The following is a 21594-nucleotide window of genomic DNA, read 5'->3' as shown; positions in this document are numbered from 1 at the left end:
CTAGGGAACGCCGGACGGCTTCGTCCTGGGAAAACCGTCGGCAGGTCTGATTCTGCAGGTGCTCCGTGTCAGCGCCGTTACCTGAAGGTTACAGCCCGGTGAAGATTTGATGACAGGCGAAAACGGCCGCGCCACCTGTTCAGGGAGAGCGCGGCCGCGTCTGATCCGGGCTGAGGGATTTCTCAGGAAGTGAAGACCGAGAGCAGGGTGCACATGATCACGATCGAGACGATGACGGAGACCGAGTTGATGTTCGCGGCATCCTCCCAGTTGAGCTTCGCCTTCATCGAGAAGATGATGCCCATCACGGGGAGCGGAGCCATCAGCGCGAGGACGACGGACTGGCGGATCTCGAGCGGGAAGGGCAGCCAGAAGTAGAGCGCGGCCGCGATGACGGCGTTGACCACGTAGCGGACGACCATGAGCCAGAGGAGGTTGCCGAACCTCGACCAGTTGATCGAGAGGTTGATCGAGAGCCCGATGAAGAGCATCGAGAGGAAAGAGTTCGCGTTGCCGATCACCTCGAAGATGTGGAGCACGGGCTTCGGAATCGTGATCGTGGTGAAGGAGAGCGCGATGACGATCATGTAGGTCCAGAGCGGGATCGAGTGCGAGAGCGTGCGCGCGACGTTGACGAGGGTGTCTTTCGCGCTCCCCTTGCCGCGGCAGATGAAGGCGTAGGTGCCGCCGGTACACATCACCGAGTTGCCCACGTCAAAGAGGCAGACGGCAAGGAAGCCCATGGGGCTCACGAGTCCCGCGGTGAAGGGCATCGCGAAGGTGCCGACGTTGTAGGAGCTCATGTTGAGCATCGCGAAGGGCACGGCCTTCTCCGCGTCGGGGCGGCGGAAGTTGAGGAGCCAGGCGACGCCGATCATCAGCCACGTCGTGAGGAAGGGAATGAGGATCGTGAGCAGCAGCGAGAGCGGGAGCGTCACGCCCGTGAGAAAGGTGACGATCGCGCAGGGCAGCGTGATGTTGAGGATGAGGAAGCCCACCGGACGGGAGAGGTCGCTCGGAACAAGCTTGAACTGCTTGAGCAGCACGCCCATCACGATGATGATCACGTAGGCTAGAACGGAAAGAAGGGCATTCATTGAGGCTTCTCCTCAGACTCCTGCTGTTTGTTGATTCTCTCTTCCCGGAGCGCGCGCACGATCGGGCGGGCATGTTCGGGGAGGTCGGTGTCGGGACGCTCCGTGAGGTGCCCCATCGAGAATTCGCACCCGCACCAGAGCTGGTTGTAGAAGCCTTCCTGTCTGAGCAGCACGCCGCGGCGCTCCTGCAGACCGCCCTTGCGCCAGTTCATATCCCAGTACTCGACGCCCGGAGTGAGTTTCACCGCCTCGAGCGCCGCCTCGCGGATCTGGTCGAGCCGCTTCCAGCGGCTGCCGGCGAGCGTCGTCGTGAAGCGGGGGATGCCGAGCTCGCGCGCCTTGATCGCGGAAGCGCGCATGCGCACGCCGAAGCAGGCGCGGCACCTCAGCCCCCGCTCGGGTTCGTGCTCGAGGCCCTTCACGGCCTCGCGCCAGAGCGCGTGATCGTAGTCGCCGTCCACGAACGGCACGCCGAGCTTCGCGGCGTAGCGCTGGCACTCGTTCTTCCTGAGCAGATACTCCTCCGCCGGGAAGATGTTCGGGTTGAAGTAGAAGATCGTGGGCGCAAAGCCGTTCGAGAGCATCCATTCGAGGATGGCGCTCGAGCACGGTGCGCAGCAGCTGTGAAGCAGTACGGGCTGGGAAGGGGTTGACAAGACGGGGCCTCGCCGCAGACAGGAAAACCGGACGGCGGGAAGGCCGTCCGGTGGGTAAACGCGGGTGCGGAAAAGTCTAGCAAAGCGCCGCCTGAGCGAGGAGATGCGGTTCAGCGGCCCGAACCGGTCATTCCGACTGCGGTGCGTCGCCGGACTTCTCCCCGGAGGCAATAGACGGTCTTGCTCCTGCCGGCTCGATCATCTGAATCGTGAACGGGTCGCGCCGGAGCACGGAGGCCTTGTTCGAGCGGATGAGCTTTCTCGCCCGGGAGGGCGAGCACGGCATCAGGGGCTTGCCGCGCGAATTGAGCACGGTGACGCGTGGAATTCTGGACGGGCACATCGGCGGCTCCTCGATGAGAAAGTTCCGGCCCCTGAGAAAGAGGCCGGTCGTGTGGGAAAAAAGGTGCAGGGGCGGTGGCCGGGGTTTCAGGCGTAGCGGCCCTGGAGGAACCAGCGGCCGGAGCCGAGCTCGCGGAAGATGCAGAGCACTTCGCCCGCGGCGCTGCGCGCGAGGTAGTAGCGGCGGAGCCTCGAGTTCCAGCCCGTCGGAACGGCGGCGTTCTCGAGGATCTCGAGCGGACCGCCGTAGGTGGGGGCGGAGCCGTTCACTGCGAGTTCGCGCGGCTCGCTGAGGACCTCGGTCGGCATTCTCGGCGCGCCGGCGGGAGCGGCGAGGGGCGGACGGCGGTGCGCACTGTGGGCGGCGCCCTCGGCCGGGATGCGGCGCTGGGCGTTCTCGGGGAGCGGGTCGCCCGTGCACTCGAGACGGAAGACTCTCTGGCGGCCGACGAGGCCGGTGAGCGACTGAACGAGGGGGCTCGCTTCCTCGGGGGAGGCCGTGCGGACGGGGTCGGCCGGTTCGGCCGTGAGCTCGATCGAGCCGCCGATCGAGGTGATGCCCGTCGTGACGAGCCAGCGCGAGAGGCGGGCGTTCTCGGTGCGGGAGTGCTCGGTGTCGGCGCCGAGCAGGTCGAAGTGCGGGTCGGTCTTCTCGGGGAGCTCGGCGCGGCGGCCGGTCGAGTCGCAGGCCGAGAGCGTGATCTGCGCCGACTCGGCGCCGATGCCGCGCATCCAGGCGAGGAGCGCCGCGCAGGCGCGGTGGGCGACGACCGAGACCTCGGACGAGGGGATCGCGAGGCGGAGCGCGAAGTGGCGGCTGCGCTCGACGAAGGGCAGCGACGTGCGCGCCTCAAGGTCGGCCATGAGCGCGGCGGCGTCCCAGTTGCCGCCCTTCGCGGTGGCGTTGAAGACGGCGGCGCCGAGCGCCGTGACCGGGGTCGGGGCCTCGCCCGCGAAGGCCGTGAAGCCGAGCTCGGTCACTTTCTTCAAGAGCCGCTCCGTCGCGCCGTTCGTCCCGGCGGGAACCTCGAGGATCAGGGCGGCGGCCCCGGAGCGGGCGGACTTCACGAGCGCGGCGCGCGGGAACTCGGCGAGCGCGAGGAGCGTGAGGATCTTCGAGAGTTCCATGAAGGCCGTCCCGCCCGTGCGGACGAACTGCAGCTTCGGAACGAGCCCGAGCGCCTCGGAGCCCCCGATGCCGAGACGGACGCCCATCGCGGCCGCGGCGCGCGTGCGGGCCTCGATGCGGCCGTTGACGAGAACGGCGGCGGTTTGCGCGTCGGTGAACTTCTTCTCGGGCGCGGCAGCAAAGAGCATCTGCGGGAAGAAAAGCGCGGCGGAGCGGACGGGAGAGGCGGTCATTGTGTTTGTCCTTCTTATCGGCGGAGGGCTTTGAGTGGAATTCGGGGGAGGCTTCAGAGCGCCGGAACGGGCTCGGTGAAGAGCGACGGCTGCACGGAGTATTCACGGACGGTCTCGCGGCGGACCGGGCGGTCCGTGCGGAAGAAGTCCGCGACCGGGAGAACCTTCTCGCAGGTGGCCGTCGACCAGGTGCGGCGCACGACAGAGCGCACGCGGACGGAGGCGTCCCGGGCGGGCGTGACGAGAACGCGCATCGAGCCCGCGAGTGGGAGGCAGGCGAGGCAGGCCGGGCGGATCAGGAAGACCGCGGTGCCGGTCGTCTGCGCGGCGAGCGCGATGCGGCGGATGGCGATGCGGTCAGCTTCCGGATTGAGAGCCGGGAGCCAGGCGACGACGGCGGCGGTCTCGCCGCTCGCCGCGGCCATCTCGGCGGCCTCGAAGGCCTCGGCCGGCGTGGCGGGGATCACGAAAATCTGGCGGTCGGGGTCGGCACCCGCGGCCTGGAGCGCCGGCGCGAAGGGCGCGGAGCCCTTCGACGGGAGAACCCATACACCGGTCGGAACATGCGAGAGCGCGCCGATCAGCATCTGAACCTCACCGTGGTGCGCGCCCGAGACGAGGATCTCGGTGACGCCGCGGCGGGGGAAACCGCCCTCGAGGAGCGAGTCAACGCACTCGATGCCGGTGGCGATGGGCTTTTCGGCCTCGGAGCGGGAAGCGGCGAACCAGGAGCGGCTTTTTTCTGCAAGAGCGCTGAGACGAAGACTGATCGACATGGTGAACCTCCTGAGAACAGGCGTAAGAAAAAACTTCGGGAGGGAATCGGCCTCGGGGCCGGCGGCGGCCTGCTCTTCTTGAGCGGGCGGGCACCGGTCCTTTGCCTCTGAGACCGAGTGTATTTGGATCAATCTCCGGGCGAATCGCGTTTTGATACTCTCAACTTTTCAGGCTGAGCCCGTTCTGTTGCAATGAATTGATATCAATGAAAAATCAGGCGATTTTCAAAGACCTGTCTGTGTGCTTCAAAAGAAACGGAATGACCCGGTCTGATACTTTGATACTCTGCAAATCCCTGTGCCGCCTCGTTTTTTCCGGATAATGCAAAAAAAGTGATCTTTTGATCCTTTGATATGCGTCATTCTGATTCGCATCTTGAGAGGATCAAAAACGCTGAGGATCAGCACCGTTTTTTGGGGATGGTTGACCGGGATCAAAAATTGCCGCTTCAGCCTTGTGTATCCGCGCGTGGGATCTCAGGAGCCATTCCGGTGCGTACGCCGCCCCGGGGCGCGCGGTAGACTTTTCGCCTGCTGACTCACTTCCGCGGAGCGCTCAATTGAGAAGGCTTCGGCGGTGAGGCAACTGATCAAGAAGAAGGACGACATAAGAATGACTGAACTTGAACCCGGTCTTCCCGGACGCTATGCGCATGTTTGCGCCGCGCTTGAAGCCGCCGAGGCGAAGGCCGGCCGGGAGAAGGGGAGCGTGAAGCTCCTCGCCGTCGGCAAGACCTTCAACGCGGAGGCGGTGCTTGAGTGCGCCCGCGCCGGAGCCCGTGCCTTCGGCGAGAACTACGCGCAGGAGGGCTGCGACAAGGTCGACTGGTTCCGCGAGCATCACCCGGAGCTCGGGCTCGAATGGCACTTCATCGGGCCGCTGCAGTCGAACAAGACCCGTCCCGTGGCGGAGCGCTTCGACTGGGTGCAGTCGATCGACCGCCTGAAGATCGCCGAGCGTCTCTCCGCTCAGCGCCCGGCGGGCATGGCCCCGATCAATCTCCTCATCGAGGTGAACATCGACGGCGAGGACACCAAGTCGGGCGTGACCCCGGCGGAGCTCCCGGCGCTCGCCGAAGCGATCGAGGCGCTGCCCAACGTGAGGCTGCGCGGCCTGATGGCGATTCCCGCCCCGGCCGACGATCACGAGGCGCGCATGAAGCCGCTCCTCGCGATGCGCACGCTTTTTGCTGAATTCCGGAAGGCCCACCCGCAGGCGGACACGCTCTCGATGGGCATGAGCGCCGACCTCGAGGAGGCCGTGCTCGCCGGCACGACGATGGTCCGCGTCGGCAGCGCCATCTTCGGCGCGCGCAACTACAACCGTTGAACTTTTTTTCCGAACTTCTATCTACTGGAGACTTTTGAGATGCTCACAGTCGGTTTCCTCGGCGGCGGCAACATGGCCGGCGCGCTCATCGGCGGACTCCTGAAGGGTGCGCCCGCGGACATCACGGCGCACGTGGTCGATCCCAACGCCCCGAAGCTCGAGCGTCTCGCGGCGATGGGCGCCGTGACGCACACGGAGCTCGGCGACTGGGTGACGGCCTGTGACCTCGTCGTGCTCGCGGTGAAGCCGCAGATGATGAAGGAGGCCGTGGCGCCCCTGACGCCGCTCCTCAACCCGGATGGCGCGGTGCTCTCGATCGCCGCCGGCATCGGCATCGAGACGCTGAAGGACTGGCTCGCCGGTGCGGTGGTGCTCCGCTCCATGCCCAACACCCCGGCGCTCGTGGGCTGCGGCATCTCCGGCCTCTACGCGCCCGAGGGCACTCCGCCCGAGGCGCTCGCCGCCGCGCGCTGCGTGCTCGAGGCCGCGGGCGAAGTGGTCGAGGTGAAGTCCGAGGAGGAGGTCGATCTCGTCACCGCCATCCCGGGCAGCGGCCCCGCCTATGTGTTCCGCTTCATGGAGGCGCTCGAGAAGGCGGGCCTGAAGCGCGGTCTTCCTCCCGAGAGCGCCCGTGCGCTCGCGCTCGGCACGGTCTACGGCGCCGCGGAACTCGCGCGCCAGTCGGGCGAGCCCTTCTCGACGCTGCGCGAGCGCGTGACGAGCAAGGGAGGCACGACCGCAAAGGCCCTTGAGGTCATGAACGCCCGCGACATCGACGCGATGATGGACGAGGCCGTCGAGGCCGCCTTCCGCCGTGCGCTCGAGATGAAGGCAGCCTTCCGCTGATCCGGGCTCACCTGAAGTTCTTTCCAAAGTTCTCCCGTGGAATCGCTCTCGGCCTGGATCATCGCGCTCTTTGCCTCGGACGGCATTGATCCCGCGCTCTTCATCACCGCCTTCATCTCGGCGACGCTCTTCCCGGGCGGCTCCGAGGCGATTCTCGCGGGAGCGATCGCCGCGACGCCGGAGCGCTGGCTCTGGCTCGTGGCCGTCGCCACCACGGGCAACACCCTCGGCGCCATGACGAGCTGGGTGATCGGGCGCTTCATCCCGCAGAAGAAGACGCCCTCGCAGGCAGTGCAGTGGCTGCAGCGCTGGGGAGCCTGGGCGCTCCTTCTCTCCTGGCTTCCCGTCGTCGGGGACGCGATCCCGCTCGCGGCCGGGTGGCTGCGCATCGATCCGCTCACGAGCCTCCTCTTCATCGCCGCAGGGAAGGGCCTGCGTTACTGCGGCATCGCCGCCGCGGTGCTCGGAATCGTCGCCTGACGGCTTCTCACGCTATTTGGCACATAACCTGCGGTAAATCATGGGAAAAAGCCCTGTTTTTGGCCCATGACCTGCGGCTATAATCTGTGCCTCTTTGAGGGTGCTCCGGGTTAACCCGGCTTGAGGCGCCCTGAACCTTCCCGTCGTCGGCGGCGCGCATCGCGCCCCGGGTGACGTCCGCGCGGAGCTCTGGACTTGCTCGAGACCGCGGGCCGCCCGGGCCGGCATTTCCCCGGCTCGCGCTCCAGGACGGTGAACACAAAAAAGGATTTCTTTAGATTTATGAAGATCTTAGTTGCAGTGAAGCGGGTCGTTGACGCGAAGGTCAAGGTCCGTCCGCTCCCGGATCACTCCGGTCCGGATACCAAGCTCGCCCGCATGGCGATCAATCCCTTCGACGAAATCGCCGTTGAGGAGGCCGTCGAACTCAAGGAATCCGGCCGCGCGACCGAGGTGGTCGCCGTGACGATCGGCGGCGCGAAGTCCGTTGACGTGCTGCGCACCGCCATGGCGATCGGCGCCGACCGCGCGATCCATGTCACGACCGATGACCCGATCGAGCCGCTCGCCGCCGCGAAGGTGCTCGCCAAGATCGTCGAGCGCGAGCAGCCTGGCATCGTGCTCCTCGGCAAGCAGGCGATTGACGATGACGCCGGCCAGACCGGCGCCATGCTCTCGGCGCTCCTCGGCCTTCCGCTCGGCGCCTTCGCGAGCGACATCGAGTTCACGGCCGACGGCCGCGTCTCGGTGACGCGCGAAACCGACGGCGGCACGCAGACCGTGTCGCTTTCGCTCCCCGCCGTGCTCACCGCGGACCTCCGCCTCGCCGAGCCGCGCTACGTCACGCTTCCCTCGATGGCCAAGGCCCGCAAGAAGCCCGTCGAGGCGATCGAGCTCGCCACCCTCGGCGTCGACACCGCCCCGCGCATCCGCACGCTCAAGGTTGAGCCGCCGCCTGCCCGCAAGGCCGGCGTGATGGTCTCGAGCGTCGACGAACTCATCGACAAGCTTCGCAACGAAGCGCATGCCATCTAATCTGAGGAGAACATCATGACTGCGCTTCTTATCGCTGACCACGACAACCGCAGGCTTCGTCCCGCCACCGCCCAGGCGCTGACGGCCGTCGCCCAGATGTCCGACTCCGTCGACGTGCTCGTCGCCGGCAACGGCTGCGAGGCCGTCGCCGACGAAGTCGCGAAGCTCGCCGGCGTCCGCACGGTTCTCCTCGCCGAGAATCCCCGCCTCGCCCAGGAGCTCCCCGAGGTCCTCGCCGACCTCGTCGTCTCCGAGGCCAAGGGCTACTCGCACATCTTCTTCGCTGCCACCACGCTCGGCAAGGCCGCGATGCCCCGCGTCGCCGCGCTCCTTGACCGCGCCCCGTTCTCGGACGTGATCGCCGTCAAGGGCCCCAAGACCTTCCAGCGCGGCATCTACGCCGGTGCGCTCGTCGCGACCGTCGAGACCGACGAGGACGTCGTCGTCGGCACCGTCCGCACGACCGCCTTCGAGGCCGCCCCCCAGGGCTCCGCCGTCGCCCCCGTTGAGCGCATCACCTGCCCCGAGGCCGGCGAGGGCTCGCGCTTCGTGAAGTTCACGGAGATCCAGAGCGACCGTCCCGAGCTCGTGAGCGCCCGCGTCGTCGTCGCCGGCGGCCGCGGCCTCATTGACGAGGCCGGCTTCAAGGCCCTCGAGGACCTTGCCGACTCGATCGGCGCCGCGGTCGGCGCCACCCGCACGGCCGTTGACATGGGCCTCTGCCCGAACGACTGGCAGGTCGGCCAGACCGGCAAGATGATCGCCCCGCAGCTCTACATCGCGTTCGGCATCTCGGGCGCCATCCAGCACACGGCCGGCATCAAGGACGCCAAGGTGATCGTCGCCGTCGACAAGGATCCCGAGGCCCCGATCTTCGAGGTCGCCGACTACGGTCTCATCGCCGACGGCGCCGAGACCTGCCGCGCCCTGCAGCAGAAGCTTGCCAAGTAAGATCCGATCCAACTGATCGCCTCTCAGAACAAGGCCACCGTTCACGCGGTGGCCTTTTTTACGGGCCACGCTTTTTCTGGAATCCCTTGAGGATTCGAATGAGTTTCCAGTGAGGAAACTTACTGTTTACGGAAAGACGCTGGTCAGAGGCGGAAATCCCGATTTTCATTGAGTGTTTCTCCCTAGATACTTAGGAGTAACGAGACATACAGTTCTCGCTAATGCCAAATAAGGAGAGACACTTATGAAATTCAAGACTCTTGCCTGCGTCGCCGCGCTCACGTCGATCGGCTTCATGAACTGCTGGGCCGCGGACCAGGTCATCAACGCCGACGTCATCGTCGTCGGCGCCGGCGCGGGCGGCACGGTCGCCGCCGTTGGCGCCGTTGAAGGCGGCAAGAAGACCGTTCTTCTTGAAAAGAACGCCTTCCCCGGCGGAAATGGCATGTTCATGGAAGGCTCCTACGCCGTGGGCAGTTCCGTGCAGAAAGCGGCCGGCGTGAAGCTCACCGAGGAGGAGAGCTTCAACACGATCATGAACTACCACCACTGGAAGTCGAACGCGCCGCTCGTGCGCCGCTTCGTCTCCGAGTCGAAGTACACGATCGACTGGATTCAGGACCACGGCGTGAAGTTCGAGGAAGTCACCTCGATGTGGCCCGAGAAGCGTGAGGCGAAGGACCTCACGTGGCATATCTATCCGGGCAAGCACGGCTCCTCGCTCATCAAGCGCATGACCGAGATCTTCAAGGAGAAGGGCGGCACGCTGCTCACCCAGACCCCGGGCAAGGAGCTCCTGATGAAGGACGGCCGCGTCGCGGGCGTCGTCGCCTACAACAAGGACGGTGACAAGATCACCATCAACGCGCCCAACGTGATTCTCGCCACCGGCGGCTACCTTGAGAACGACGAGATGGTCAAGAAGTACGGTGCCATCCCGGCCGAGCCGAACGGCGCGCTCGGTCACACGGGCGACGGCATCAACATGGCCTTCTCCGCCGGTGCGGTGCCTGACGGCATGGGTCTGATCGTCTACAACGGCGCCTTCATGCCGGTGAAGGGCGAGGCGCTCTGCGAGGGCCCGAACGGCCAGCTCCGCGCGCTCTTCCGCCAGGGCTTCCTCAACGTGAACCACGTCGGTGACCGCTTCTTCAACGAAGAGAAGACCCGTGAGTGGCCGTTCTCCTCGAACGCCATCCAGCGCGAGGGCGAGGTGTTCGTCGTCTTTGACGCCGACACCGCCAAGGAACTCAAGACCACCGGCTATCTCGTCCAGTGCGGTCTCTACATCCGCGCCGGTCATCCCGCTGACAAGTTTGATCAGCTGATCGCCGAGAACGAGAAGGTCGGCAACGCCTTCACGGGCAACACGATCGAGGAAGTCGCCAAGAAGGCCGGCATGGATCCGAAGAAGCTCGCCCACGCCGCCAAGAAGATGACCGAGTACACGAAGAAGGGCCATGACGACCAGTTCGGCAAGGATCCCAAGTTCCTGCGCAAGGTTGAAAAGGCTCCGTTCTACATCGTCCGCGGCAAGCTGCACGCCCTCTCGAGCGGTAACGGCGTGAAAGTGACCGAATTCATGGAGGTCGTTGACAAGAACGACCGCGTGATCCCGGGTCTCTTCGCGATCGGCCACGACGCGGGCGGCTTCTACGGTGACTCGTACGACCTGAAGGCCGGCGAGGGCTCCGCCTCCGCGTTTGCGATCAACGGCGGCCGCATCGCCGTCAAGACCATCCTCGGCGAGTTCGACGCCGAGAGGAACTGATCTTCAGTCCGCAGGCCGTTTTCCCCGGACGGCCTGCCCGAAAACTCAGCCCGGCCGGAACCCAGGTTCCGGCCCTCTCTCCACCCGGCGGCCCGCAAGGCTGACCGGGCTTTTTTCAATCACGCCTGTGAGTCAGACAGCAAAGGTTGGTTCCTGCGGCATCATTGAATCAGAGCAACGGAGATACAACATCAATGCGTGACAACCTCAGCCTTTCGGACCTTCAGTTCTTTCTGACCCTCTGCCGCACTGGAAGCCTCACGGAGACTGCGCATCAGCATTCGATGACGAAGGGGGCGGCGAGCAAGACGCTCTCCCGCCTGAGGTTCTCATTCGGCGAGACGCTCTTCATGCGGCGCGGCCGCGGCATGACGCCGACCACGAGGGCGCTTGAGATCGAGGAGCAGCTGCGCGGACCCCTGCAGAGGATTCAGTCGCTCACGTCCCCCTCGGTCTTCGCGCCTGAACTGAGGCACCGCATCTTCCGCATCGCGACCTACGACGCCAACGTGAAGCCCATGCTTCATCCGGCGGTGAAGAAAATGCTCTCCATTGCGAAAGGTCACGCAGGTCTCGACATGCGCACCTTCGACGAGAACTTCTGGAACGATCTCGCGGGCGGCATGCTTGACTTCGCGCTCCTGCCTGTCACGGGAATGCCCGAGGGCTTCTGCGGCCAGTACTTCTGCACCGACGCCTATGTCTACGTCGTGGACAGCCACCATCCGCTCCTTGAGCGGCAGCGCCGCAGGCAGCTCACGATCGAGGACGTGCTCGAGTATCGGCAGATCAAGATGCAGGTCAACACGCACAGCAGCAGCCACGACCGCAACGTGATCCTCGACACGGACGACACGCCGTCCTATGCCTCCTTCCGGTCCTCATTTTTTGTCTCGTCGCTCCTTCTCGTGGAGGACACGGATCTAATCACGATGGTGCCGTGCCAGCTCGCCGCAGCGATGTCACGGCGCCTGCCCGTGGAAATCCTCGGGCGTCCCGAGAAGGGCGTCATCCACACAGTTCATCTTCTCTGGCATCGGAGCCGCGACCGGGATCCGGAGTACCAGTGGGCGAGGTCGGTCATCCTGAGTTCGAGACAGCACCTGATCGACCCCGCGGAGGTTCCGGTCATCCAGGGTGTGTGAGGCCGGGGTCTCCCGATGGGGATATTCCGATATCAGGAATCGTGCGCTATTCTCTGCGTGAATAACGATTGTCGGAGAGGAGACCGGAACCTTGCTGCGCGCGCGTATCACGAAGAAACTGGGTGAGCTTGAGCTTGAGGCCGATCTCACGCTCGGCAGCGGCATCACCGTGCTGCGCGGCGAATCGGGCTCGGGGAAGTCCACGCTCGCCAACCTCATCTCCGGCGCGCTCACACCCGACTCGGGCGAGATCGAACTCGAGGGCCTGACGGTCTTCTCCTTCGGGCGAGGCATCAATCTGCCGCCCGAGGCGCGCGGCATCGGCTTCGTCTTCCAGGAGCACAGGCTGCTGCCTCACCTCACGGTGCGCGAGAACATCATGTTCCCCGTCACCGCCGGGGGGCGCAAGCCCCGTGTGGAGTTCGAGGAGGCGGTCGCCATCCTCGGGCTCGCGAAGCTCCTCGAGCGCAGTCCCTCCGGACTCTCGGGGGGCGAGGCGCAGCGCGTCGCGCTCGGAAGGGCGCTCCTCGGCGCCGAGCGCCTTCTCATCCTTGACGAGCCGCTCTCAAGCCTCGACCCGAAGCGCCGCTCCGCACTCATGGACTTCATCGAGCGCGCGACGGAGCGTCTCGACATCCCGGTTCTTTTCATCACGCATTCCGAGGAGGAGATGCGGCGGCTCGCGAGCCGCGCGCTCCTTCTCTCCGACGGACGGTTCGAGGAGATAGACCTCGGCCGTGCCCGTTCAACCAACTGAAGGAGATTGAATCCAATGGTCAAGTTCATGAAGACTGCCGCTGCCGCCGCGCTCTGCGCCATGATGTTCGCGACCGCCGCCGAGGCTGCGGTCACCGTCACGACGGGCGGCGGCTACGTCAAGATGGTCGAGGCGATCGCCGCGGCCTATGAGAAGGACACCGGCGTCAAGGTCGAGAAGGTCTTCGGCGGCAACATCGGCCAGATGCTCGCCCAGGTCGAGAGCGGCTCGCCCGTGACGGTGGTGATCTCGGACGCGACGAGCCTGAAGAAGTTCACGAAGAAGCTCAACTCCGAGGCCGGTGTGCGCTTGGGCGACACGCCCCTCGTATTCGTCTGGAGGAAGGGCATCGAGCTCACGGGTCCCGCTGACCTCGTGAAGCCTGAGGTGAAGCGCGTCGCGATGCCCGACCCGAAGGCCGCGATCTACGGCCGCGCCGCCAAGGAGTACCTCGACAACACGGGCCTCGGCGCCAAGCTCGGCGACCGCCTCAACGTGGTCTCCATGGTTCCGCAGGTGATGAGCTACGTCGGCCGCGGCGAGATGGACGCGGGCTTCGTCAACCTCCTCGCCGCCCGTCAGGGCAAGGACAAGGTGGGCGGCTTCGTCGCGGTGAAGGACGGCTACGAGCCCATCCGCATGACCGCCCAGCCCGTGAAGGGCGAGGCCGGAGAGGCCGCGGACGTGAAGGCGTTCCTCGGCTGGCTCGCGAGCCCGAAGGCCGACAAGATCCTCGAGCGCTTCGGCGTCTCCCGCTGATCTGATCCGGAGGCGCAATGGAGACGGAAGCGGGGACCTTCCTCGGCATTCTCGGCCCCGATCTCTTCGGGGCGGTGATGCTCACGCTCAAGACCTGCGCGGCCGCGGCGGTCGGGTTTCTCTTGGCCGCCCCGCCGCTCGCGTGGCTCTTCGCGAGGAGGAGCGGCGCGCTCACGCGGGTGCTGAGCTTCGTCGTCACCCTTCCGCTCGTCTTCCCGCCGATCGCGCTCGGCTACCTGCTCCTTCTGCTCATCGGGAGGAGCGGGCCGGTGGGCGCGATGCTCGAGACCGCCGGGCTCTCGGTGGTCTTCACATCCGCCGCGGTGGCGCTCGCCGCCTTCATCGCGGGGCTCCCGCTCGTCATCCGCCCGATCGAGGGGGCTCTCGCGAGCGAGCGCCTCAAGGCCCTTGAGTTCGCCGCGCGCGTGCACGGCGCCTCGCCGGCCAGAGTCTTTGTGAGCGTCACGCTCCCGCTCGTGCGCCGCGAGGTGCTCTCGGGGCTGCTCCTCGGCGTCTCCCGCGCCTCGGGCGAGGTCGGCATCACGATGATGATCGGCGGCAACATCCAGGGGCGGACCAACACGCTCTCGCTTGAGATCTACAACGCCGTCTCCCGCGCGGACTTCGATGCCGCGACGATCCTCTGCCTCATGCTCTCGGCCTTCACGCTCGTCGTCTTCGCCGTGCTCGAAGGCCTCAGACGCGGCGCGAAGGCGCTCTGAGAAAAAACAGGTCCCGGAGATCGTTTTTCCGGGCGCTTACGGGTTGCGAACGGGCGGGGAGCTAAAGTAAAATCGCGCTTCTTCGCATGGCAGGAAAGCGATTCCTGTCCGCGAAACCCAGATTTCGAATCTGTTTCTCCCCGGGACGGGGGTTCAGATTTTTTCAACTGCACCAATGATTTAAGAGGTAACTCATGGTCATCGTTCGTCTCGCCCGCGGCGGCTCCAAGAAGCGTCCGTTCTACTCCATCAACGTCACCGACTCCCGCAACCGTCGTGACGGCCGCTTCATCGAGCGCCTCGGCTACTACAACCCGATGGCTGCCGGCCAGGCCGTCAAGCTGTCGATCAACCTCGATCGCCTCGCCTTCTGGCAGGGCAACGGCGCCCAGCTCTCCGACACGGTCGCCCGTCTCGTCAAGGAATTCAAGGCTCAGCCGGCTCCCGCCGCTGAGGCCGCTGCGGAATAATTTTCCTGCAGCCTGAGACGCGGGGGACCTGATCTCCCGCGCTCGAAAGCCCCGCATCGAACCCACGGTGCGGATGCTCAGAAGCCCGTCGCTCGTGCCTCTCGTGTCAAAGCACATCGGATCCGACGGCAGCGCTGAAGCGTCCGGTATCTACGCCAAGGGTGACGAAGATGCGGGGTTTTTCTTTTTGCAGCATCTCCCAAACTTCCGGAATTTTGTGATGACCGAAACCGCCAACGACGAACTCATTGAACTCGGCCGCACGACCGGCGCCTACGGCTTCAAGGGCTGGGTCCGCGTCGAGCCGATCGACTCGGGCGAGGTGCTCGAGCACGTGCGCGACTGGGTGCTCATCGATCTCGCCGGCACCCGCACGCCGGTTCACGTCAAGGGCCTGCGCCGCCACGGCACGGGCTTCATCGCCAAGTGGGACGGATGCGAGTCGAAGGAAGTCGCCGAGAAGATCCGCGTGAAGGTGTTCGTCGCCCGCGCCGACTTCCCCGAGGCCGGCGATGACGCCGTCTGGGCGGTCGACGTGATCGGCTGCCGTGCCGTCAACCGCGAGGGCGCGGACCTGGGCGAGATCGTCGCGATCGGCTCGAACGGCGCGCAGGACCTCTTTGACATCGCCTGGAAGAACGCCGAAGGGAAGACCGAGCATTTCTTCATCCCGAACGTGAAGGACGTGTACGTGCTCGAGCTCGACACCGAGCACAAGCGCGCGGTCTTCGACTGGGATCCCGAGTGGCGCTGACCCCCGGCGGCAAGGAGAGAGTAGGAAATGATGCGCTTTGACGTGATCACGCTTTTCCCGGAGATCTTCGCGACGGTGGCCGACTGCGGCATCACCGCCCGTGCGAGGAAGCGCGGTCTCTGGTCGCTCAACTGCTGGAATCCGCGCGACACCGCGACGGACCTCCACCGCACGATCGACGACCGCCCCTTCGGCGGCGGCCCGGGCATGGTGATGATGGCCGAGCCCCTCGCGCAGACGCTCGACGCCGTGCGCGCCTCGGGGAACCGCGGCCGCGTCGTGAGCTTCGCCCCGAACGGCGCGCGTCTCACCGACAAGCGCGTGCGCGAGCTCGCCGCGGAGGCCGATTCGCTCGTGCTCATCTGCGGCCGCTACGAGGGCATCGACGAGCGCTTTCTCTCGACCGAGGTCGACGAGGTCATCAGCCTCGGCGACTTCGTGCTCTCGGGCGGGGAACTCCCGGCCTGCGCCCTCATCGACGCCGTGGTGCGGCAGCTGCCCGGCGCGATCAAGGATCTCTCGGCCTCGGACGAGAGCTTCGCCACGGGCCTTCTCGACGCGCCGCACTACACGCGGCCCGAGGTCTGGCGCGGCATGGCTGTGCCGGATGTGCTGCTCTCGGGGCACCACAAGAACATCGCGCGCTGGACACGTGAAAAAAGTCTGGAACTCACGTTGCGCACGCGCCCGGAACTCGTTAATATCGCGGATTCCTCTGGTCTGCTCTCGCGCGAGGACATGAAGTTCCTGCGCGGGCTCGGCTGGAAGAATCCATCCGGAAAGTGAAGCCTCGTCAAGGAGGCGGATCCTTCCATTGAACAAACCACCATCCTATCTGCGGCGGGCTTCAGGTCCCCTAACAATCAGGCCGCATGACGATGGTTTCGGAGCTCGAAAAAAAAATGAATCTGATCCAGGTTCTCGAACAGGAAGAAATCGCCCGCGTCACCGCCGGCAAGACCATCCCCGATTTCCGCGCCGGCGACACGGTTGTCGTGTCCGTCAACGTGGTTGAAGGCAGCCGCAAGCGCGTGCAGGCCTTCGAGGGTGTCGTTATCGCCCGTCGCAACCGCGGCCTCAATTCCTCGTTCATCGTTCGCAAGATCTCGTCCGGCGAAGGCGTGGAGCGTACGTTCCAGACCTACTCCCCGACGATCGCCAGCATCGAAGTGAAGCGTCACGGTGATGTCCGCCGCGCCAAGCTCTACTACCTGCGCGAACGTTCCGGCAAGGCCGCCCGCATCAAGGAGCGTCTCGTCCGCAAGGACGCGTAATCGGCTCTCCGCCCGATGCGCCGGTGAAACCGACCGGTTTAAAAACCCCTGTGAAGTCTTCGGACCCGCAGGGGTTTTTTCATGCGTGGAAACCCTGCCCCCCGAGTTTCTCCTAATCTTTCGGACTAGGGCGTTCACCTACCGGCATTACGGGTTTTCTCAAGAGTTGAGCGCGTATGCCTCTGAACTCGGCGGAAATTCCTCTTCCTTTTCCCTAAAATTGCAATTCCCGGCGTATCCCGGACGGACGCGGATCTCTCTCTCAAACACGCGTCAAGTTCTCCGGGCCGGAACCACCTGAACACCCAGTGCCTGAATCCCGGGCACATTCCCTAGACGGAGCGACAAAACAAAATGGCGCAGAACTACACCGTGACGCTGCCGAACTACAGCATCGGCCCTGACTGCTACAACGATATCGGCGATGTCTGCCGTTTCTACGGCAAGACGGTAGCCGTCATAGGCGGTGAGACCGCGCTCGCCAAGGCGGGTGACGCGTTGCGCGCCGGCTTCGAGAAGGCCGGCATCGAGATCGTTGAGTGGTCCGTCTACGGCAAGGACGCCACGCTCGCCAACATCGAGCGCATCACCTCGAACGAGAAGGCCAAGAACGCCGACATGCTTTTCGGCGTCGGCGGCGGCCGCGCCATCGACACCGTGAAGACCGCTGCCGACATCCTCGGCAAGCCCTTCTTCAGCTGCCCGACCGTGGGCTCGAACTGCGCCCCGGTCTCCGCGATCGGCGTGCTCTACAACGAGGACGGGTCGCTGCACGGCTACCACTTCACGAAGCGCTGCCCCGAGCACTGCTTCATCAACACCTCCGTCGTGCTTGACAGCCCCGAGGACCTCTTCTGGGCCGGCATCGGCGACGCGCTCTCCAAGCAGGCCGAGAGCCAGCTCGCCTCGCGCGGCAAGGAACTCACGCACACGCCGCTCCTCGGCGTGCAGGTCGGCCTCGTCTGCGAGGAGCCGCTCCTTGAGCTCGGCGCCCAGGCCCTTGAGGACTTCCGCGCGAAGAAGCTCACGAGCGCCTTCTCCGAGACCGTGCTCGACATCATCATCTCGACGGGCATCACCTCGAACCTGACGACGACGAAGGACAGCTACTACTACAACTCGTCCCTCGCCCACTGCTTCTACAACGCCTCGATGGTGCTCCCAGCCATTCACAAGCACCTCCACGGCGAGGTGGTGAGCTTCGGCACGCTCGTGCTCCACGCCGTCGACGGCGACGACGAGGCCCTCGAGCGCCTGATGAAGTTCAACCGCTCCGTGAAGCTCCCCGTCACGCTCGCCGAGATGGACATCACGACGCCCGAGCAGGTTGACGCGCTCGTTGACCGCGCCACCTCGATCAAGGAGTGGGGCTGCGTTCCCTATCAGATGACCAAGGAGCGCTTCCGCGAGGGCATCTACAAGGTTGACCGCCTCGGCCGCGAGCTGATCGCGAAGGAAGGCTGATCACCGGCTCCCTGCTGAATCGCATCTGAAGACCGTCCGCGATGAAGAGTCCGGGCGGTCTTCGCATGTCTGCGGCAGGTGAAAACAGGAACGCCCGTGAACCGGTGAGCTCACGGGCGTCATTGTCAGTGTGTGATGCTGATTTATTCAGCAGCCTCGGAGGCGGGCTTCCTGCGGTTGCTGCCCGCCACCATGTCGAAGCGGAAGAAGCGGCATTCGAGCGGGCCGTTGAAGAGCACGACCTTCCTCGACTCGCGCAGGCGCATCTGGCCGGGGAGCAAGCGGTCGGAGGTGAGGAGCCAGGCGGTCCAGCCGGCGAAGTTCGCCTTCATGGCGGAGGCGAAGTCGCGCATCATCGCGGCGATGGAGGCGCTCTTCGGGTTCGACTGCTCGCCGTAGGGCGGGTTGGCGATGATGACGCCGGGCTCGGACCCATCGGGGGCGGTGAGGTCACGGGCGTCGCCCTGGGTGAACGTGATGCGGCCGTCGTCGAGCATGTCGCCGAAGCCCGCGCGCCGGGCGTTCTCGATCGCCTTCTCGACGACGATCGAGGAGATGTCGTGGGCCTCGATACGCAGCTTCGCGTGTTTGTTGACCGCGGCGCGGGCGTCCTCCTTCATCTCGCGCCAGAGGTCCATGTCGAAGCCCTGGAGGTGCTCGAAGTCGAAGTGACGGTTGAGACCCGGGGCGACGTTCGCGGCGATAGAGGCCGCCTCGATCGCGATGGTGCCCGAGCCGCAGAACGGGTCGACGAGGGTCTTCTCCGGCGTCCAGCCCGAGAGCATGAGGAGCGCCGCGGCGAGGTTCTCCTTGAGCGGCGCCTCGCCGTGCTCGAGGCGCCAGCCGCGCTTGAAGAGCGACTCGCCCGCGAGATCGATGTAGAGGCTCAGATGGTCGAAGGTGAAGTACGCCTCGATGCGCACGTCCGCGTCACGGCGGTCCACCGACGGTCGCCGCCCGGCGAGCTCGGTGAAGCGGTCACAGATGCCGTCCTTCACGCGCAGCGTCGCGAAGTTGAGGCTCTCGAGCGGGCAGCGGTGCGCCGAGGAATGGATGCGGAAGGTGGCGTCGGGCCCGAACCACTTCTCCCAGGGCGTGCGGCGCGCGATCGAGTAGACGTCGCGGCTGTCCCAGTACTCCTCGTTGGCGACGCGCAGCATCACGCGGGTGGCGAGCCTCGAGTGGAGACAGACGGCCATGCCGAGCTCAAGGCCGCCGCCGAACGAGACGCCGCCTTTGGCGGTGCGGACAAGATCCGGGTCGGCGTTGAGGGCGAGGATTTCGTCGGCGAGAAGCTTCTCAAGACCGAACGGGCAGGGCGCGTAGAAAGCAGGCATGACTTTGAAGTTTTCCGGGGAGAAACAGGGGTAGGAGGGGCGGCATTATGGAGGAGGCGGCGCGCAGCCGCTCCCCTCCATGAAGTTCAGTGACGGCCTTCGCCGTGGCCGAGCACGATGTACTTGAGGCTCGTGAGGCCCTCGAGGCCCACGGGGCCGCGGGCGTGCAGGCGGTCCGTCGAGATGCCGATCTCGGCGCCGAGGCCGTACTCGAAGCCGTCGGCGAAGCGCGTCGAGGCGTTCACCATGACCGAGCTCGAGTCCACTTCGCGCAGGAACCGGTCCGCAGCGGAGACGCTGTCGGTGAGGATCGCGTCGGTGTGGCGCGAGCTGTGCGCGTCAATGAAGTCGATGGCGGCGTCGAGCGACGGTACGACCGCGATGCTGATCACGAGGTCGTTGTACTCGGTGTCCCAGTCCTCGTCGGTCGCCGGAACGGCGGGGATGCCGGCCTTCGTGAGAATCTCGAGCGCCTTCGCGTCGCAGCGCATCTCGACCTTCTTCTCGGTCCAGACGCGGCCGATGCGCGGCAGGAACGCCTCGGCCTGCTTCTCGTGCACGAGGAGCGTCTCGGTGGCGTTGCAGGGCGAGGGACGCTGGGTCTTCGCGTTGTCGGTGACCGAGAGCGCCATCTCGAGATCGACGACCTCGTCGACGTAGGTGTGGCAGATGCCGTTCAGGTGCTTGATCATCGGCACCGTCGCCTCCTTCATGAGGCGGCTGATTAGGCCCTTGCCGCCGCGCGGGATGAGCACGTCGACGTAGTCGCGGGCGCGGATCAGCTCGCCCACGACGGCGCGGTCGGAGGTCGGGATGAGCTGCACGGCCGCCTCGGGGAGGCCGGACTCGGCGAGAGCCCGGGCGACGAGCTTCGCGAGCGCGAGATTGCTCTCGAGCGCCTCGTGGCCGCCGCGCAGGATGACGGCGTTGCCGGACTTGAGGCCGAGGGCCGCCGCGTCGATCGTGACGTTGGGGCGCGACTCGAAGATCATCGCGATCACGCCGAGCGGCACGCGCATGCGGCCGACCTGGATGCCGGAGGGCATGGCGCGCATGTCGCTCACGCCTCCGATCGGATCGGCGAGCTCGGCGATCTGCAGCACGCCCTCGGCCATGCGCTCGAGCACCGGGCCGCTGATCGTGAGGCGGTCGATGAAAGCGGGGGAGAGCCCCTCGGCGCGGGCGTTCTCAAGGTCCTTCGCGTTCGCGGCTTCGACAGCCGCGCGCTCCTCGATGAGGAGCTCGGCGAGGCGCCGGAGCGCCGCGTTCTTCTCGGCCGTGCGCGCACGGGCCATGCTGCGCGAGGCGCGTCGCGCAGCCTCGCCGATCGAGCGCATCAGCTCCGCGGCATTGAGATCAGTCGTCATCTTTGTTTCCTGAAGTAGGAAAGGAATTGAAGTCCGGCGCTTTCGGGCAGGGCCGAGCATGGAGGGGCCGCGGCAGGGGAATCTTCTTCAGGGCGGCCCGTGTGGACTGATCATTTTAACGGGCGGGAGCGGCGCGCTCACGCTCGCCGGGCCGCGGCTTTCAGGCGGCCGCGATCTCCTTGAGGATCGCCTCGAGCTCGTCGGCCGCGGCGACGCCGCGGCGGCGGTAGATCGCGATGAGCTCCTCGTAGTACCAGAGCGTGAGCGAGCGCTTCTTCGCGGGATCCGTCTCGTTCTTCACGAACCGCAGGAAGATGTCGTTGCCTATCTCACGCTGGTCGGCGCGGATGGCGTTGAGGTTGTGCCACTTGTCGGCGGCGGAGACGAGGAGCGCGTCGGCTCCGGCGGTCTCGAGGTGCTTGAGGTACGCGGTCTTGCGCTCGAGCCAGGGCGCCTTCTTCTCGCCCGGCTTCGGGGCGGCGTCCGAGCACGCCTCGACCATCGCGAGCACCGCGGGCCCGAACCCGTCGCCGATCACCGCGCGGTACTCCGCGCCCCCGTCCTCGAGGACATCGTGCAGGAGCGCCGCGATGAACTGGTCCTCGCTCCCGCCCCAGACGAGCACCTGGGAGGCCACTGCTATCGGGTGCGAGATATACGGGATCTCGGTCCCGGTGCGCTTCTGGGCGGCGTGCACACGGGCGGCGAGGGCGAAGGCGGCGCTGATGCGGTCAGTGTTGAGCATTGAGACTCCTTGTCAGGCAGCAGGTTTTCCGGTCGGGAGGAGGGTGTCTTTCCCGACCACGGAAGGATTGTAGATCCCCGATCCGTCACTTGACGTCGCAGTGATGCGGACTGCGCGGACGGGCGGACTGCAGACGGCGGGCCGAGCTTTTCAG

At 65.7% G+C, this 21594-nt stretch carries 23 protein-coding genes; 15 read left to right on the top strand and 8 right to left on the bottom strand.

Features of this window, described 5'->3' with window-relative positions:
• Window positions 1–182 precede the first annotated feature (182 nt).
• The 5 genes from Q4F91_RS08070 to Q4F91_RS08050 form a co-directional block, all read right to left on the bottom strand.
• Window positions 183–1097, bottom strand: coding sequence for an AEC family transporter (locus Q4F91_RS08070; RefSeq protein WP_303336521.1), 915 nt, complete (start codon window positions 1095–1097; stop codon window positions 183–185).
• Window positions 1094–1753 (bottom strand): epoxyqueuosine reductase QueH, encoded by a 660-nt coding sequence (locus Q4F91_RS08065; RefSeq protein ID WP_303336519.1) that lies wholly within the window; start codon window positions 1751–1753, stop codon window positions 1094–1096. Before Q4F91_RS08065 ends, Q4F91_RS08070 begins: the two co-directional genes overlap by 4 nt.
• Window positions 1754–1880: 127 nt before the next feature.
• Window positions 1881–2096 (bottom strand): RRXRR domain-containing protein, encoded by a 216-nt coding sequence (locus Q4F91_RS08060; protein ID WP_303336517.1) that lies wholly within the window; start codon window positions 2094–2096, stop codon window positions 1881–1883.
• Between the two features lie 86 nt (window positions 2097–2182).
• A complete protein-coding gene (locus Q4F91_RS08055) occupies window positions 2183–3457 on the bottom strand; it encodes a hypothetical protein (protein ID WP_303336515.1) in 1275 nt (424 codons plus the stop codon).
• A 53-nt stretch (window positions 3458–3510) separates the two neighbouring features.
• Window positions 3511–4233 (bottom strand): hypothetical protein, encoded by a 723-nt coding sequence (locus Q4F91_RS08050; protein ID WP_303336513.1) that lies wholly within the window; start codon window positions 4231–4233, stop codon window positions 3511–3513.
• A 613-nt stretch (window positions 4234–4846) separates the two neighbouring features.
• Here Q4F91_RS08050 and Q4F91_RS08045 point away from each other — a divergent pair.
• The 15 genes from Q4F91_RS08045 (at window position 4847) to Q4F91_RS07975 (ending at window position 17991) form a co-directional block, all read left to right on the top strand.
• Entirely contained in the window at window positions 4847–5563 is a 717-nt protein-coding gene (locus Q4F91_RS08045) for a YggS family pyridoxal phosphate-dependent enzyme (RefSeq protein ID WP_303336512.1), read from the top strand.
• A gap of 39 nt (window positions 5564–5602) precedes the next feature.
• Window positions 5603–6409: a pyrroline-5-carboxylate reductase gene (proC, locus tag Q4F91_RS08040; RefSeq protein WP_303336510.1), complete on the top strand. Its 807-nt coding sequence runs from the start codon at window positions 5603–5605 to the stop codon at window positions 6407–6409.
• Between the two features lie 36 nt (window positions 6410–6445).
• Complete coding sequence (locus tag Q4F91_RS08035) at window positions 6446–6889, top strand: YqaA family protein (protein WP_303336508.1); 444 nt, start codon at window positions 6446–6448, stop codon at window positions 6887–6889.
• A gap of 282 nt (window positions 6890–7171) precedes the next feature.
• Window positions 7172–7924, top strand: a complete 753-nt coding sequence (locus Q4F91_RS08030) for an electron transfer flavoprotein subunit beta/FixA family protein (protein ID WP_303336507.1) — start codon at window positions 7172–7174, stop codon at window positions 7922–7924.
• A 15-nt stretch (window positions 7925–7939) separates the two neighbouring features.
• Window positions 7940–8875 carry an electron transfer flavoprotein subunit alpha/FixB family protein gene (locus Q4F91_RS08025; RefSeq protein ID WP_303336505.1) on the top strand — a complete coding sequence of 312 codons (936 nt, stop codon included), beginning with the start codon at window positions 7940–7942 and terminating at the stop codon, window positions 8873–8875.
• Window positions 8876–9119: 244 nt separating this feature from the next.
• The gene (locus tag Q4F91_RS08020) at window positions 9120–10646 is read left to right on the top strand and encodes an FAD-dependent oxidoreductase (protein ID WP_303336503.1); all 1527 of its coding nucleotides are present in this window, start codon (window positions 9120–9122) and stop codon (window positions 10644–10646) included.
• Between the two features lie 194 nt (window positions 10647–10840).
• Entirely contained in the window at window positions 10841–11791 is a 951-nt protein-coding gene (locus Q4F91_RS08015; protein WP_303336501.1) for a LysR family transcriptional regulator, read from the top strand.
• Between the two features lie 91 nt (window positions 11792–11882).
• Window positions 11883–12548 carry an ATP-binding cassette domain-containing protein gene (locus tag Q4F91_RS08010; RefSeq protein ID WP_303336499.1) on the top strand — a complete coding sequence of 222 codons (666 nt, stop codon included), beginning with the start codon at window positions 11883–11885 and terminating at the stop codon, window positions 12546–12548.
• Between the two features lie 15 nt (window positions 12549–12563).
• Window positions 12564–13307 (top strand): molybdate ABC transporter substrate-binding protein, encoded by a 744-nt coding sequence (gene modA, locus Q4F91_RS08005; protein WP_303336497.1) that lies wholly within the window; start codon window positions 12564–12566, stop codon window positions 13305–13307.
• Window positions 13308–13324: 17 nt separating this feature from the next.
• A complete protein-coding gene (locus Q4F91_RS08000; protein WP_303336495.1) occupies window positions 13325–14029 on the top strand; it encodes a molybdenum ABC transporter permease in 705 nt (234 codons plus the stop codon).
• A gap of 194 nt (window positions 14030–14223) precedes the next feature.
• The gene (gene rpsP / locus Q4F91_RS07995; RefSeq protein WP_303336493.1) at window positions 14224–14499 is read left to right on the top strand and encodes a 30S ribosomal protein S16; all 276 of its coding nucleotides are present in this window, start codon (window positions 14224–14226) and stop codon (window positions 14497–14499) included.
• A gap of 220 nt (window positions 14500–14719) precedes the next feature.
• A complete protein-coding gene (rimM, locus tag Q4F91_RS07990; protein WP_303336492.1) occupies window positions 14720–15253 on the top strand; it encodes a ribosome maturation factor RimM in 534 nt (177 codons plus the stop codon).
• 30 nt (window positions 15254–15283) lie between these two features.
• Window positions 15284–16039: a tRNA (guanosine(37)-N1)-methyltransferase TrmD gene (gene trmD, locus Q4F91_RS07985; protein ID WP_303336523.1), complete on the top strand. Its 756-nt coding sequence runs from the start codon at window positions 15284–15286 to the stop codon at window positions 16037–16039.
• Between the two features lie 116 nt (window positions 16040–16155).
• Window positions 16156–16527 (top strand): 50S ribosomal protein L19, encoded by a 372-nt coding sequence (gene rplS / locus Q4F91_RS07980; protein WP_303336490.1) that lies wholly within the window; start codon window positions 16156–16158, stop codon window positions 16525–16527.
• 354 nt (window positions 16528–16881) lie between these two features.
• Window positions 16882–17991, top strand: coding sequence for an iron-containing alcohol dehydrogenase family protein (locus Q4F91_RS07975; RefSeq protein WP_303336488.1), 1110 nt, complete (start codon window positions 16882–16884; stop codon window positions 17989–17991).
• A 143-nt stretch (window positions 17992–18134) separates the two neighbouring features.
• Here the strand turns inward: Q4F91_RS07975 and Q4F91_RS07970 are convergent, their stop codons facing one another.
• From Q4F91_RS07970 to Q4F91_RS07960, 3 genes are all read right to left on the bottom strand, one after another.
• Window positions 18135–19328, bottom strand: a complete 1194-nt coding sequence (locus tag Q4F91_RS07970) for a class I SAM-dependent RNA methyltransferase (protein WP_303336487.1) — start codon at window positions 19326–19328, stop codon at window positions 18135–18137.
• A gap of 86 nt (window positions 19329–19414) precedes the next feature.
• Window positions 19415–20695 carry a glutamate-5-semialdehyde dehydrogenase gene (locus tag Q4F91_RS07965; protein WP_303336485.1) on the bottom strand — a complete coding sequence of 427 codons (1281 nt, stop codon included), beginning with the start codon at window positions 20693–20695 and terminating at the stop codon, window positions 19415–19417.
• A 160-nt stretch (window positions 20696–20855) separates the two neighbouring features.
• Window positions 20856–21440 (bottom strand): HD domain-containing protein, encoded by a 585-nt coding sequence (locus Q4F91_RS07960; RefSeq protein WP_303336484.1) that lies wholly within the window; start codon window positions 21438–21440, stop codon window positions 20856–20858.
• Window positions 21441–21594 lie beyond the last annotated feature (154 nt).

The sequence above is a fragment of the Sutterella sp. genome, from assembly GCF_030539355.1.
Classification (GTDB): domain Bacteria; phylum Pseudomonadota; class Gammaproteobacteria; order Burkholderiales; family Burkholderiaceae_F; genus Sutterella.
This window is presented reverse-complemented; position numbering and strand designations above follow the sequence as displayed.